General features: G+C 61.0%; 10 protein-coding genes. All 10 read right to left on the reverse strand.

Translation table 11 applies throughout. The annotated features are described in order from the left end of the window. Window positions 1-964: calcium-binding protein (locus tag H043_RS0123735; RefSeq protein WP_027613952.1), on the reverse strand; the 964-nt coding region annotated here is incomplete at its 3' end. 214 nt (window positions 965-1,178) lie between these two features. Continuing rightward, a complete protein-coding gene (locus H043_RS0123740) occupies window positions 1,179-4,772 on the reverse strand; it encodes a glycosyltransferase (protein WP_027613953.1) in 3,594 nt (1,197 codons plus the stop codon). 109 nt (window positions 4,773-4,881) lie between these two features. Further along, window positions 4,882-6,453, reverse strand: coding sequence for a flagellar hook-associated protein 3 (locus H043_RS0123745; RefSeq protein WP_027613954.1), 1,572 nt, complete (start codon window positions 6,451-6,453; stop codon window positions 4,882-4,884). A 13-nt stretch (window positions 6,454-6,466) separates the two neighbouring features. Beyond that, window positions 6,467-8,512, reverse strand: coding sequence for a flagellar hook-associated protein FlgK (gene flgK / locus H043_RS0123750; protein WP_027613955.1), 2,046 nt, complete (start codon window positions 8,510-8,512; stop codon window positions 6,467-6,469). Between the two features lie 21 nt (window positions 8,513-8,533). Then, complete coding sequence (gene flgJ / locus H043_RS0123755) at window positions 8,534-9,820, reverse strand: flagellar assembly peptidoglycan hydrolase FlgJ (protein WP_027613956.1); 1,287 nt, start codon at window positions 9,818-9,820, stop codon at window positions 8,534-8,536. 11 nt (window positions 9,821-9,831) lie between these two features. Then, complete coding sequence (locus tag H043_RS0123760) at window positions 9,832-10,920, reverse strand: flagellar basal body P-ring protein FlgI (protein WP_177325661.1); 1,089 nt, start codon at window positions 10,918-10,920, stop codon at window positions 9,832-9,834. A 27-nt stretch (window positions 10,921-10,947) separates the two neighbouring features. Continuing rightward, the gene (flgH, locus tag H043_RS0123765; RefSeq protein ID WP_027613958.1) at window positions 10,948-11,643 is read right to left on the reverse strand and encodes a flagellar basal body L-ring protein FlgH; all 696 of its coding nucleotides are present in this window, start codon (window positions 11,641-11,643) and stop codon (window positions 10,948-10,950) included. A gap of 51 nt (window positions 11,644-11,694) precedes the next feature. Continuing rightward, a complete protein-coding gene (gene flgG / locus H043_RS0123770; RefSeq protein WP_003222804.1) occupies window positions 11,695-12,480 on the reverse strand; it encodes a flagellar basal-body rod protein FlgG in 786 nt (261 codons plus the stop codon). A 45-nt stretch (window positions 12,481-12,525) separates the two neighbouring features. Further along, the gene (locus H043_RS0123775; protein WP_007965507.1) at window positions 12,526-13,266 is read right to left on the reverse strand and encodes a flagellar basal body rod protein FlgF; all 741 of its coding nucleotides are present in this window, start codon (window positions 13,264-13,266) and stop codon (window positions 12,526-12,528) included. A gap of 373 nt (window positions 13,267-13,639) precedes the next feature. Beyond that, entirely contained in the window at window positions 13,640-15,202 is a 1,563-nt protein-coding gene (locus H043_RS0123780; RefSeq protein WP_027613959.1) for a sigma-54-dependent phenylalanine hydroxylase transcriptional regulator PhhR, read from the reverse strand. Window positions 15,203-15,358 lie beyond the last annotated feature (156 nt).

Raw genomic sequence — 15,358 nt, forward strand, 5'->3', positions numbered from 1 at the left:
AGACATCATCCCCCGCTCCACCCTCGAACGTCGCAGTGGCCGAATCGAGATTGAAGGTGTCGTTGAACGCCGTGCCGATCACCTTTTCAATGCCGAACAGGGTGTCACCCTGAGCGTCGCCGCCAATGCCCGCGAGACCGACAGCGTTATAGCGGATGTCGACATTGATCGCCTCGTTGGATGTCGAGTAATCCACCACATCCGCCGCTCCGGCGCCGCCGTCAAAGGCAAATACCCGACTATCGGCGACGAATGTATCGTTGCCGTTCGAGCCGAGGATTCGTTCAATGCCGGTGTAGGTATCCCCCGCCGCGATCCCGGAATTGACGCCGGTTTTCAGGTTGATGCTGACACCGACAGTGCTATCGGTATAGCCGACCGTGTCGATACCGGCACCACCGATAAACTGATCAGCTCCCGCGCCGCCATACAGGAAGTCGTTGCCAACGCCTCCTGTAATGACGTTGTCGCTGGCATTGCCCCAACCGGTGAATGAACCGGTTCCGGTATAGGTCAGACGCTCGACGTTGGCGCTCAGGTAAATCTGGGCGAAGTTGCTGCGTACTTCATCGTTACCGCCACTCGACTGTTCGATAACCGTGCCGCCACTACCGTTGAGAACGTAGACATCATCCCCCGCTCCGCCCTCGAACGTCGCGGTGGCCGTATCGAGATTGAAGGTGTCGTTGAACGCCGTGCCGATCACCTTTTCAATGCCGCTCAGGGTGTCACCCTGAGCGTCGCCGCCGATGCCCGCAAGACCGACAGCATTAGAGCGGATGTCGACGTTGATTCCATCAGCCGATGTGGAATAGTCCACCGTATCAGTCCCGGTACCGCCATCGATCTTGTCTGCTCCGGCACTTCCCCTGATCAGATCATTGCCGGCCAGGCCATTGATTTCATCATCCCCACTGGTACCGGTCAGCGTATCCGCGCCGTTTGTTCCGTTTATAACTGCCATTACTTCTTCCTTGCCTTGTTATGAACCGGCCCCTGCTTGCGTGGCGATCATCCCCCGCCAAGCACATTGATAAATCGAGAATACGTTGATATCGACAGGGAAAAACCAAAGCTTTAATCCGCGCGCAAATCCGTCGGCATTTAACGCAGACACGCACTTCACGGACAAAAAAAAGCGACCTTCAGGTCGCCTTTTTCCGGTAGCCGAACGCAGATCAATCCGCCAGCCAGCCATACTCCCAATACCGCAGGTTATCGCCACGCAGCACGTAGTCACGCAGCACCACCTCACGCAATTCATCACCCATGCGGTAACTGGCATCCGGATCGGCCAAGTGCATGCGGATCGCTTGCAGCCACTCGTCCGTGCTGTTGGTCTTGATCCGGGTACACGGCAGATAACCACGGTAGGCCTCGGTGTCGGTGCAGATCACCGGATAGCCGCAGGCACCGTACTCCAGCAGCCGCAAGTTGCTTTTGCAGTCATTGAAGACGTGGAATTCCAGCGGTGCGAGGGCCAGGTCCAGGTTCAGGCTGGCCAGCTTCGCCGGATAGATCTCCAGATCGATCACGCCGTGGAACTCATGCATGTACGGCAGCAGATCGTCCGGGCACATGCCGAAGAAGACCCAGTCGACTTCGTTGGCCAATTCGCGCACCACATCGGCGATCACCGCCAGATCACCGTGGTGACTGGTCCCGCCGCCCCAACCGACCCGTGGTTTCTTCGAGGTGCGGCGTTGACTGCGCAAGTGGCTCCACAAGTCCTTGGACAGCATGTTCGGTACGACACGAATGTCGTGGTGCATGTCGGACAGCACGTTAGCCAGGGGCTGGGTCGATACGACCACACGATCACACAGACCGATGGCACGTCGCACCATACGCTCCATGTCCTGCTTGCTCGGCATGTTGCGGATGTGCGCATTGCGGTGGGGAACGTCGATGACGTAGTCATCGAGCTCGAAGATGCGCCGCGCATTGAAGTATTTTTTCAGAGGCGGGATTTCATCGATGGCGTGTTCCGAATAGCGCCCTTGCAGCACGATCACATCAGGCGACTGGCGCTCGATATCAATGATCGACGGCAAACCGTAGCAAATGCGCCCCTCGACTCTGTTAGCCGCCTGCAACTCGATCATCGGCTGACTCATGCGGTAATGGCCGATGGCCGAGGCGTTGATCGGCACCACCAGCACATTCGGCAACTGCGCTTTGGAAAAGGCACTCCAACCGGTTCGCAGGCCAGGCTCAAGACTGAAGTTGGTAGCACCGACACCCTGCAGAGTCAGGTTAATGTTGTAGGCCGGATCGCGGGCGATGGTTGGCAACCAGCGCTGGTAGAAGGTTTCCCTTTCCTCGGCGAACAGCGCTTCGTCTTCAGTCGTCGCCGCGGCGCTCGGGCGTGCGCCCACTGCGAGCATGGCGTGGGGATTCAATACCACCAGGTAGCCTTCGCGGCCGACCCGCAAACACAGATCCACGACGTTCAACGTCTGCTTCAGATCCTGTTCGTCGAGCCCACCGGCAACCTCGAAGACCGACTTGCGAATCATCAGGCAATCGCCGCCAACCGCGCTCAGGTCATGCACCGCTTGCAGGCGGAACATGTACCCGTCCGACTGCACGGGCTGGCCATAGAACGGCAGACCGACCGGGCCGTTCAAACCGAGAATCAGCCCCGCGTGCAGCACACCACCGTCCGGGTTGAACAGCTTCGCACCGACTACGCCGACTTCCGGGCGTTGCGCATGATTGAGCAGTTCGTCGAGCCAGTCGGCCTGAGTGATCACCGCAAAAGCATTGAGCAGCAACACATACTCGCCACGCGCATGGCTGACCGCAAAGTTGTGCGCGGCCGCCGCATTACCCTTTTGCGGATAGCTCAGCACACGAATTCGCTCGCTGCCCAGTTGCGCCATGCCGTCCAGCCACACCCGCGCCTCGGCGCTTTCGCTGCCGTTGTCGACCAACAGCAACTCGTACTCGGTGTAAGCGGTCTTTTCCAGCAGCGTTTCAACACAGCGCTGCAATGCAGCCGTCTGGTCTTGAGTGACAATCACCACCGACACCAGCGGGCGTCGCGCATGCTGATAATCCACGCGGTTGAGCAGTTCGCTGCCGCCACGGCGGATGTCATGGGCAATCCCCAGGCGTTGCAGATGCGCTTCGAGAATCCGCGGGCTTTGCGCCACGACACCGGGCTCGGTCAGCCACTGGGAGAGGTCGAATTTGGACTCCAGCAACACTTCAGCGATGTGCCCCACGACGTGCAAGCCGTCGTTCTCGACCATCCGCCACAGCGCATCATGCGGTGCCAGTTCGGCAAACGTCGGCGCAAAGCCGCCGAGCGCCAGAAACCGCTCGCGCTTGAATGCCAGGGCGCGCCCGACATAGGGATAACTGCGCATCAGGTCGAGGTTGAAATCCGGTTTGAACGCAGGCTCTGCCGACTCGCCGCTGCGCAGGCTGCCTTCGTCGCTGTACAGACATGTCAGGGTTGGGGTGTGTGCGATCCGGTCGGCCATGACCAGCAACGCCGGCGCCACCAGGCGATCGCCTGGCTGCAACAGATAGAACCAGTCAGCCCCTTCGAGCTGCGGCAGCAGTGTGTTGATCTGCTCCAGCCCATCATCCTGCAACGGCATGTGGAACACTCGCCCGTCAAGGCGCGCCTCGGTACACGAAGCGGACAGGACCAGGATCAGCTCTGGCGGATAATCCTGCGCAGTGAGCGCCTCCAACGTGCGCTCCAGACCATCGCGACTGCCCTGCCCGTCAATGATGATCGGTACGATGCGCGGCTGGCAGGGCCAACTGGCGAGCGTTTCCGGCAACCAGTGGCGTTGCTGCTCGGTGAGCACCCGGCATCCCAGCCACTGCGCGTACAGTTCGCCGAAGCTGAAGCTGTTGACGCCGACTCCCCACTCCTGACGGCTCTGCTTGGTACCCAGGGTTCGACTCAGGGGCAACTCTTGCCAGACCCGGGGCAACTCATCAGCGCGGGACAACGGAACATAACGCACCCATCCCGGCGCAGGCGCCGATTCACCGCTGCGCGCCTTGAGCATTTGCGAAATCCACTCGCGCTCGACTTGCGCAGCATCCTTCATCGGTTGCTGTGCACTCAGACGCTCCGGGTAGAGGCGTTCGGCACTGAGTACGCTGTTGGACACCGCCAGATTGCCGCGCCGCAGCAGGCAGACATACAGGGCAAAATCCAGCGTTGCGACGAAGCAGGCGCCATCCTCGGTCAATGCTGGCAACAGCTCGACGACGTCGGCACGACGCATCAGCGCATTGCTGAATCCACCGAGCACGTTGACCGGGAATTTTTCAAAGATGCCCAGTACGTCGTCGCCCTTGAGCAAGCCACTGACTGGCGACAACGGCGTGTTTTCGATGCGCGCCGGCAGAATGATGTCGTTTGCGTCCCAGAGCAGCCGTTGCGCCACCACCAGGCTGACTTCTGCACGCTGCATCTCATGGGCCTGCTGCTCGATGCAGGCGGAATAGAGCAGATCGTCATCGCACAGAAATTTGATGTACTCGCCCTGCGCCTGCTCGAGACAAGCCTTGAGGTTGTCGACCAGTCCCAGCGTCCGTGGATTGCGCACGTAGCGTACGGCCACACCCGTCTGTTCGGTCACAGACGCTGTGATGGCTTCGATCTCGCTGCCGCGACTGTCGTCGCACACAATGATTTCGAGTTGGCCATAAGTCTGGCTCACCGCACTGTTCAAGGTCCGCTCGAAGAAGCGCGGATTGAAGGCGGGAATGACCAGACTGACGAGAGGAAGTGGATTCACGGCGGACTCACAGGCGGTACGAGCCCGCTCGGTAAAGCGAGCCCATGAAACCGCAAAAAAACATTAACTGAGGGACGAGACAAACGGGCGCCGGGGCGCCCGTCCAACGTCAGATCTTGTTGAACAGACCCAACTGACTGATCTTGCTGAACGCCAGTTGCGAGGCTTGCAGCATGGTCTGCTGCAACGTCAGGCGGGTCATCACCTCGGCCGGATCCGAATCACGGATCGAACCCTGGGTCGTGGTGTTGGCCTGGATCAGGCTCTGGTTGGTGGTGTCCTGGTCATCCAGCGACTGACCGCGCGCACCGATCGAGGTCACCGCAGCGCCAATCTGGTTGGAGGCGCTGTCGATGTTGCCCAGCGCCGACTCCATGGCCCCCTGGAATTTCTGCTTGGCTACCGGATCACCGTCGACCGGCATGTTCAGCGCCGTGACCATCTGGCCCAGGGTGTCGAGCACGTTCTGGGTCTGGTGGTTATTGGACTGGATCGAGAACTGATCGCCCGCGCCCGGCGTACCGCCGATGGCGAAGGTCACACCGGCAGCCGTGGCGTTGCCACCAACCATGGTGCCCGACGACACTGGCTTGCTGTCAGCGGTCACCGGGGCCGCGTACAGGTCGAAATCGGTGGCGCTGGTGAACTTCAGCACCGCGCCGCCGCCCGACGGGAAGGCCGCGCTGTACGCCGCCTGGTTGGTCACGCTGGAGCCGGTGATGACCGCCGTCGACGGGTTGCCCGGGCTGCGCGCAGTGGTGAACGAATCAGGCGTGGCCGACAGCTGGAAGCTGTGACCGGCGATGACCGCATCCGGGTTGGTGTCGCCGGCTTTGAGGTTGATGTTCAACTTCATGTCGACGCCACGGAAGCTGACGGTCTGGTTGGCACCATTGCTGTTGCTGATCAGGCCGTTCTGGCTGGCCTCGGACGTCACGTCGTTGCCCAGGGCATCGGTGATTTTCAACTGCGTGCTGCTGATGAAATCCACGGTGTATGGCTGGCCCGCCGTGAACTTGGCGTTGTAGGTCGCTGCGGTGCCGACCGTACCGTTGGACAGCACCACACGACCGTCATCCACCGCCGGAGCGGTCATGGTGGTCTGGGTGCGGCTGGTGTTGATGGTCTGCTGGAAGGCGTCCCAACCGGTGGTATTGGTCGCGACCGACATACCGTCGCCAATGCCCAGGTTGATCTGGGTCTGGTCACCGTTATAGGTGTAGGTGCCGTCGACGTTTTGCGAGTACGGCGCGGTATCGGTCTTGGAACCGGAGAACAGGTAGTTGCCGTTGGCATCCTTGGAGTTCATCAGGCCCAGCACTTGTTGCTGGATCTGGCTCAGTTCCGCCGCGTACGCCTTGCGGTTGTCGTCGGTGGCGATACCGTTGTTGGCGGCCAGGCCGATTTCCTTGGCGCGCTGCAGAGCCGTGGTGATGGAGTTCAACGTCGACTCCTGCACGGTCAGCGAACTCTTGGTGGTGTCGATGTTGCCCTGATACTGGTCGAGCATCGCACTTTGCTGACCCAGCTTGAGCAGGCGACCGGCGCCGATCGGATCGTCGGCAGCGGTGTTGATGCGCTGCAGGCTGCTCGCTTCGTTGGCGGTCGCGACCGTCTTGCTGTAGTTGCGCTGATATTGAGCAGCTTGCGTCGCGTAATACTGGGCGGTGGAAATGCGCATGAATTACGACTCCTTAAAGACTGTTGATCAGCGTGGCGAAGGTTTCCTGCGCAGCTTTGATGATCTGCGAAGACGCTGTGTAGTACTGCTGATACTTGACCAGGTTGCCGGTCTCTTCATCGAGGTTGACCTGGGACAGCGAATCACGCGCGCCCTTGGCCTGATCGAGGATCACCGAGGTGGCGTCATTGTCGGACTTGCTCTGCGCAGCCTTGGTACCGACGTTGGTCACCAGTTTGTTGTAGGCGTCGGTCAGGCTGATGCCCTTGCTGCCGCTGCCGGTGTCCACGGTCTGCTTGGTCTGCAGGCCAACCAGTGTCTGTGCGTTGCGGTTGTCCGAAGACGCCGCGCCGGTCAGGTTGATGGTGAAGGTTTCGCCGGACTTCGGCGTCGCGCCCACGGTGGTCTGTACGGTGAAGGTCTTCTGCACGTTCGGCGTGACCGTGGTGTCCATCACCGGAGCACCGGTGGAGTCGACCATGCCGACCTTGAGGTTCAAGGTGTTGGCCTGCCCCGGCACGATGGTGCCCGAACCGATGGTGTTGCCCTTGGCGTCGACCATGTTGTACGACTGGCTGCCGCTGGCGACCGCACCAAACACCAGTTTGACCGGCGTCGAATATTTGAGCGCATTCTGCAACTCGGTCTGCGACGCCGGGTTGTAGATGTCGAACGAATCAGTCAGCGTCGGCTGGGTGTAGGTACCCGAATTGTTGGCACTGGCCACGCCGGTCAACGGCGCTGCCGCAGCGATTTTCTTCGGATCGGTCAATACGGTCTGGATGGAACTGGCCGCGTTACGGGTCGGCGTCACCTTGAAGGTGTCGCCAGCGCTCAGCGCCCCGCCGTTGAGGGCCAGGGTGAAGCCGTCGATTACCGGCGGTGGCGTGGTCGTGGTGCTGAACGAGCCCATGTCAGTGCCATCGGAGCGCTTGACCGAATAGTTGGTGGCGCTGGTGAAGGTCACCTGGTAATCGCTGGTGGTCAGCTTGCCGGTGTCCTTGATGGTGACATCAAGGTTGCCCGAGCCGGCGCTATTGGTCGACTGCGCAATGCTGCGCTGACTGACCAGTGCGGCACTGTTGATGTTGTTGAAGATCGCTGCGCCGAAGTCACCGTTCTTGTCGATGCCCTGGGCTTGTTGGCTGTTGACCTGATCGGCCACCACCAGCGCGACACGCCCCAACTCATTGAGCGAAGGGTCGAGCACTTCTTTGCGATAGGTCAGCAGGCCACCGATTTCGCCACCGCTCATGGCCGACGTGATGTCGATCACGCTTGAGCCGCGGTCCAGCTGAATCGCCATGCGCGTCGGATCGTCCTTGCTCGGCACGGTGCTCAGGGTGTTGGTGGTGTTGCCGATCACCAGCGGCTGGCCGGTGCCGATGTACACGTCAAAACTGGTGCCACGCTCGACGACCTGTGCACCGGTCAGCTCGGAGAGCTGACGCACCGCTTCGTTACGGCTGTCGAGCAGATCGTTCGGCTGGCCGCCGCTGGTGGAAATCTCGCCGATCTTCTGGTTCAGGTTGGCAATCGAAGTCGCCAGCTTGTTGACCTGGGACGTCATGTCGCCCAGGTTGCCATTGATCGTGGTGTTCTGATCGTTCAGCTGTTTGGCCAGCGCATTGAAACGGCTGGTCAGGGCCTGCGCACCGGTCAGCACCGACTGACGGGAGGTGTCATCAGTGGCCGAGGTCGCCACGCCCTGCATCGAAGTAAAGAACTTCTGCAGCACACCGGTCAGGCCGGTGTTGGTATCGGACATCGAGGCATCCAGCGCAGTGGCCTGGGCACCGTACGCAGCCGCTTCGCTATTGAGCGAGGTGGCGGTATGCAGCTGGTTTTCGAGGTAAGAGTTGTAGACCCGGCGCACATCGGCCAGGGTCGTCCCCGTCCCGATGAAGACGTTGCCGAACTGCTGCGAGGCCTTGGTGCTCTGCACGGTTTGCTGGCGTGAATAACCGGCGGTGTCGACGTTGGCAATGTTGTTACCTGTGGTCGCGAGAGAGGAAGAACTCGCGGACAACCCCGACATCCCGATATTGAGCAAACTCATGATTCAAACCTTACCGTGTGTTTATAGAGGCGTCGTTGAAACGCCGGCCGCAGCGTAGTTTTCGAAACTGTTCATCTGCTTGGCTATCTGCGAAATCTTCGTCGCGTAGTTCGGGTCGGTCGCGTAACCGGCCTTTTGCAACTCGCGTACAAACTGTTCTGGGTTATCGGCCGACTTCACGACATCTTGATAGCGATTGTTGGTCTGCAGCAAAGTCACCAGATCGTGGAAACTGTCCTTGTACGAGGCATAGGAACGGAACTGCGCCGTCTCCTTGACCATCTGCCCGTTGCGGAACTCGCTGGTGATCGCCCGGGCCGAATCGCCGGTCCAGTTGCTGCTGGCCTTGATGCCGAACAGGTTGTGACTGCTGCTGCCATCCTGGGCCCGCATGACCGATTTGCCCCAGCCGGTTTCCAGTGCGGCTTGCGCCACCAGATAACGCGGATCGACGCCAATACGCGCGGCGGCTTCTTTGGCCATCGGCAACATGGTGTTGACGAATTCATCGGCGGAGCTGAAAGCGCGCTTGGCCGGTGCCAGCGGAATCTGCGCCATCGCCCGGCCGTAAATCTGCATCTGCCCGCCGGACGCCTTGGCGTCTTCGGCACGGGTCAGCCAGTCGCCGTTGTACAGCGGGCCGGCGCCGGTGGCGGCCGTGGTCGCCGCACGTTGCGGCAAGGCATTGGTGGCAGTCGGCGTGGCGGAAGGCACCAGACCGGCGAGCAAACGATCGGCCAGTTTCGGCGGCAATGCCAGACGACGTTTGTTGATCATTGCCATGTCATTGCTGTGCGAGGCTTCGGTATTGGCGACACGCCCGGAACGCGAGGCCCACAACGGACGCTCGCCATTGAGCCGCGATAACGGCCCATTGGTGGCGGTGGTGCCGGCGGCAATCGGGGTCTGCACCGCAGCGGCTTTCGCCGCTTCCTGCTTGGCAGCGGACGCGGCCGCAGCCTCACCCGGTGCTAGCGGTTTGTTCCTCGACATCTGCTTCATCAGCACGTCGGCCAGACCGATACCGCCGCCCTCGCGGGACAGCGACACCGCCAGTTGCTGGTCGTACATTTCCTGATATTGCTTGGCCGCCGGGGTGTTCATCGGGTTGTCTTTACCCAATGCCTCAGTGGCCGAACGCATCGACTTGAGCATTTCGCCAAGGAACAGCGATTCGAATTCCTGCGCCACCTTGCGCATGTTCGCATCGCTGTTCTTGTCGCCAACCTTGAGCTGGTTCAGACGATTGAGGTCGGAGTACGAACCCGAATCGCCCGTACCCACCAGACTGCCTTTGCGCATATCCATGGTCGCCGTCCTCAGATCACGATCAGGTCGGCTTGCAACGCGCCGGCCTGCTTCAGTGCTTCGAGAATGGCCATCAGGTCACCCGGTGCCGCGCCAACCTGGTTCACCGCCCGCACGATCTCGTCGAGGGTGGTGCCCGGGCCGAACTTGAACATCGGCTTGGCTTCCTGTTCGGCGTTGACCCGCGAACGTGGAACCACCGCGGTCTGGCCGTTGGACAATGGGCCCGGCTGACTGACGATCGGGTCTTCGGTGATGGTCACGGTCAGGCTGCCGTGAGTCACGGCGGCCGGCGAAACTTTCACGTTCTGGCCGATGACGATGGTGCCGGTGCGCGAGTTGATGATGACTTTCGCCACCGCCTGACCCGGATCGACTTCAAGGTTTTCGAGGATCGACAGGTAGTCGACGCGCTGGCTCGGATCGAGCGGCGCCGTCACACGGATCGAGCCGCCGTCGATGGCTTGCGCCACGCCAGGGCCGAGCATGTCGTTGATCTTGTCGACGATACGCTTGGCCGTGGTGAAGTCGGAACGGTTGAGGTTCAGCGTCAGGCTGTTGCCCTGGTTGAAACCGCTCGGTACCGAACGCTCCACCGACGCACCGCCGGGGATACGACCGGCCGACGGAACGTTGACGGTGATCTTCGAACCGTCACGCCCTTCGGCATCGAAACCACCGACCACCAGGTTGCCCTGAGCGATGGCGTAGACGTTGCCGTCGATACCCTTGAGCGGGGTCAGCAACAGGGTGCCGCCGCGCAGACTCTTGGAGTTACCGATGGACGAAACGGTGATGTCGACCTGCTGACCCGGTTTGGCGAACGCCGGCAGATCGGCACTCACCGACACCGCCGCGACGTTTTTCAACTGCACGTTGCCCGATCCCGGCGGCACCTTGATGCCGAACTGCGAGAGCATGTTGTTGAAGGTCTGCAGGGTGAACGGGGTCTGCGTCGTCTGGTCGCCGGTGCCGTTAAGCCCGACCACCAGGCCGTAACCGATCAACTGGTTGGAACGCACGCCGGAAATGCTGGCGATATCTTTCAGCCGCTCGGCGTGGGCACCAAAGGCTGCGGACAACAGGGCCGCAGCCAGCATGAGGCTCTTGAAATTCAAAGTCGCCACCTAGAAAGGGAACAGCGGGCTGAGGAAGAAACGGTCGAACCAGCCTGGCTGACTCGCATCGGCAAACGAACCGGTGCCCGAGTAGGTGATGCGCGCATCGGCGACACGGGTCGACGACACGGTGTTGTCGGTGGCGATGTCATCGGCACGCACGAGACCTGCAATCCGCACCAGCTCGTCGCCGGTGTTGAGGGTCATCCACTTCTCGCCGCGCACGGCGATGATGCCGTTGGGCAACACGTCGGCCACGGTCACGGTGATCGAACCGGTCAGGGTGTTGCCCTGCGCCGCCTTGCTGTCGCCCTTGGTCGCGCGGTCGCCGCTGTAGCCGACGTCGAGACTCAGATCATTGCCACCCAACGGGTTGTTGGTGGTGCCACTGCCGCCGAACAGCGAAGTCAGGCCGATGCCGGTCTTGCTGTTCTTGGCCACTTGCGAGTTGGCGTTCTTGCTCGCCTGAGTCTTCTCGTTCAGGGTGATGGTGATGATGTCACCGACCCGGAATGCCTTGCGGTCGCTGTACAGGTTCTGTTCGAAACCGGCCTGATAGATCGAGCCGTTGTTGGCCGCAGACGGCAATGGCGTGCGTGGCAACACCGGAGCGTAATAAGGGTCATTGGGCTTGGGCGTCGGTGCGACGCAGCCCGCGAGCGAGACGACCCCACCCAATGCCAGAACAGATACGAAGCGTTTCATGACCCTACCTCACGGTGTTGCTGGCGACCTCAGGCCGCCCCATAGACTTGATTACAGATTCTGCGTTACGAACGAGAGCATCTGGTCGGCGGTGGAAATCACCTTGGAGTTCATCTCGTAAGCGCGCTGAGTGGTGATCATGTTGACCATCTCTTCAACGGTGCTGACGTTGGAACCTTCCAGGGTGTTCTGCAGCGTGGTACCGAAACCGTTCAGGCCCGGGGTGCCGATTTGCGGCGCGCCGGAAGCAGCGGTTTCCAGGAACAGGTTGTTGCCCACTGCTTGCAGACCGGCCGGGTTGATGAAGTCGGCGGTTTGCAGGTTGCCGATCACCTGAGCGGCCGGGTTGCCTGGCACTGTGATCGACACGGTGCCGTCGGTGCCGACAGTGAAGCTCTGCGCGTTGTTCGGGATGACGATGGCCGGTTCCAGGGCGAAACCGCTGGCGTTGACGATCTGACCGTTGGAGTCGAGGTGGAAAGTACCGTCACGGGTGTAGGACGTGGTGCCGTCCGGCTGCAGGATCTGGAAGAAACCGCGACCGTCGATGGCCATGTCCAGCGGCTGCTCGGTGGTTTGCAGGCTGCCGGCGGTGAAGTTTTTCTGGGTGCCGACGATGCGCACACCGGTACCCAGTTGCAGACCCGACGGCAGTTCGCTGTCCTGGGTCGACTGGGCGCCTGGCTGACGCTTGATCTGATACAGCAGGTCCTGGAACTCGGCACGGTCACGTTTGAAACCCGTGGTCGAGACGTTCGCCAGGTTGTTGGAAATGGTGGTCAGGTTGGTGTCCTGGGCGGACAGACCGGTTTTGGCAACCCATAGAGCCGGAAGCATTCGATTCTCCTCGTGCGCCTGTTTTACGGCGCGACGTTCTGATAATTAGCTGATCTGCAAGACCCGAGCCATGGCCTGGTCGTCGTCTTTGGCGGTGTTCATCATCTTGACGTGCAACTCGAACTGCTTGGCCAGGGCCAGCACCGAGGTCATTTCTTCCACGGCATTGACGTTGCTCGACTCAAGGAAACCCGACACCAGTTTGACGTTGGCATCGGCCGGCGCCGGCTGGCCGTCCTTGGTGTAGATCGAGCCGTCGAGGCCTTTGTTGAGGTTCTTGATGTCCGGGTTGACCAGTTTGATCCGGTCGACTTCCGCCATGACGCGCGGGCCTTCGCCCATCGCACGAATACTGATGGTGCCGTCTTCACCAACTTCGACCTGCTGCTCCGGCGGCACGGCGATCGGACCGCCGTTGCCGAGTACCGGCATGCCGTTGCCGGCGCGCAATACGCCGAGGGCGTCGATGTTCAGGCTGCCGGTGCGCACGTAGCTTTCGCCACCGTTAGGGTTCTGCACGGCAATAAAACCGTTGCCGGTCACGGCGACGTCGAGGTCACGCCCGGTCTGCACCAGCGAACCGGCGGTGAAGTCGGTGGCGGGCCGTTCGCTCATGGCAAACGCACGCGCCGGAAAGCTGTCACCGAACACCGGCATCGAACGCGCCTGCTCCAGGTCGCGCTGAAAACCATTGGTGGAGATGTTCGCCAGGTTGTTGGCATGGGCCTTTTGCGCCAGTGCGTTCTGACTGGCGCCGGTCATTGCCACATAAAGGTACTTGTCCACACTCTTTCCTCTGCATGCCGGACGTTTGCCGCCCACCGCTGTACTGCTGAGCCATAAGCAATTTGCAGACCAACTTTTTTCTGGCGGCTTGCGGCCCGGTAAACAAAGGACTTGCGGGGTTTTGCGGGGAAATTGGAAATGTATCGAAGTCGAAAAACCGGCGGTGTTATGCCGCTGGGCGGCAATCCCGATTGTTGCAGATGGAAAAAGAACCTGTGGTGAGGGGATTTATCCCCGACGGGCTGCGCAGCAGCCCCCAATCCATACATGGTGGTGTAACAGATGAACCGCATTCGCTGGTTTGGGGCGGCTTCGCCACCCTTCGGGGATGAATCCCCTCACCACAAAAGCTCTTTTCACCACAGTGTTGCTGTTAACTCTCGGGGTCTTTACCGACCTCATACTCACGCAACTTATTAGCGATGGTGGTATGCGAAACCCCCAACCGCTTACCGAGTTGCCGACTGCTCGGGTGTTCGGAATACAAGCGCTCCAGCACCGCTTTCTCGAAGCGTCCGACGATCTCGTCCAGCCCGCCCTCCAGCGAGAAATCGCCAAGCGGCTGACGCACGCCGTAATCCGGCAGGCGGATGTGTTCGACCTTGACCGTGCCGCCCTCGCACAGTGAAACCGCCTGGAACAGCACGTTCTCCAGCTGCCGCACGTTGCCCGGCCAGTGATAATGACTGAGGCGATCCATCGCCGCCGGCGCCAGTTTCGGCAGCGAGCAACCGATCTGACGGCTGGCCTGATCGAGGAAGTGCTCGACCAGCGGGGTCAAACCGTCGAGGCATTCGCGCAGCGGCGGGATGTGCAGCGACAGCACGTTCAAGCGGTGATACAGATCCTGACGAAACTCGCCGCGCGCGCACAATTCGGACAGGTCGACCTGAGTGGCGCAGATCACTCGCACGTCCAGATACACCTCTTCGTCGCTGCCGACCCGGCGGAAGCAGCCGTCCTGCAGAAAGCGCAGCAACTTCACTTGCAAGCGCGGGCTCATTTCACCGACGCCATCAAGGAACAGCGTGCCGCCCGCCGTCAGCTCCAGCAGACCAAGCTTGCCTTCGGCGCGCGCCCCTTCGAACGCGCCGGGGCCATAGCCGAACAGCTCGGTCTCGGCCATCGACTCCGGCAGCCCTGCACAGTTGAGCGCCATCAGCGGCGACTGCCCACGCGGACTGGCGAGGTGACAGGCGCGGGCGAGCAATTCTTTGCCGGTACCGGTTTCGCCTTCGATCAATAGCGGCGCATCCAGCGGCGCCATGCGCCGCGCTTCACGCACGACAGCGGCCATCACTTTCGAGCTCTGGAAGATACTGTCGAAGCCACGCAATTCCTGTTTGCGCACGTTATAGATGCGCTCACCAACGCGGTCGGCGCGGTGCAAGGTCAGCACCGCACCAGCCATGGCTTCGCTGTCGTCGTGCTCCGATTGCAGCGGCGCGATGTCGGCGAGAAAGATGTCGCCCTTGACCTTGACGCGCATGCCGTTGATTCGCGATTTGTTGGCACGCACCAGTTCCGGCAGGTCGAAATCCTCGGCATAGCGCGACAGCGGAATCCCCGGCACCTCATCCACGCGCACTCCGAGCAACTGCGCCGCCGCGCGGTTGGCCGCAACGATCGAGCCGCCCATGTCGATCGACAGCACCGGAAATTCCAGCGCACCGAGCAACGCATTCAACTCCATGTGCCGACGCTCGCTGGGCATCAACCCGACGCGCTTGACCCCAAACACCCCGGCAATCGCCTCGAACTTCGGCCGCAGCGCCTGGAACTGGATGTTGATCAGGTTCGGACAGTGCAGATAGATCGCGTTGCCGTGCTCGCCGCCGACCTCGCCGCGTGCAACGTTGATCCCGTACTCCACCAGCAGGTTGAGGATGTCGCGCAGGATGCCGATGCGGTTTTGGCAGTGGACTTTGATACGCATATAAAGAGGCCCGACGAGGATGAGGGGTTAAACACAATCCCTGTGGGAGCGGGCTTGCTCGCGAAGGCGGTGTGTCAGCTGAATGAATGGTGACTGACACACCGCCTTCGCGAGCAAGCCCGCTCCCACAGGGATAGCGCCCCGACTTTTCTGTCG

Source organism: Pseudomonas sp. URIL14HWK12:I6 (assembly GCF_000514195.1).
Taxonomy (GTDB): Bacteria; Pseudomonadota; Gammaproteobacteria; order Pseudomonadales; family Pseudomonadaceae; genus Aquipseudomonas; species Aquipseudomonas putida_A.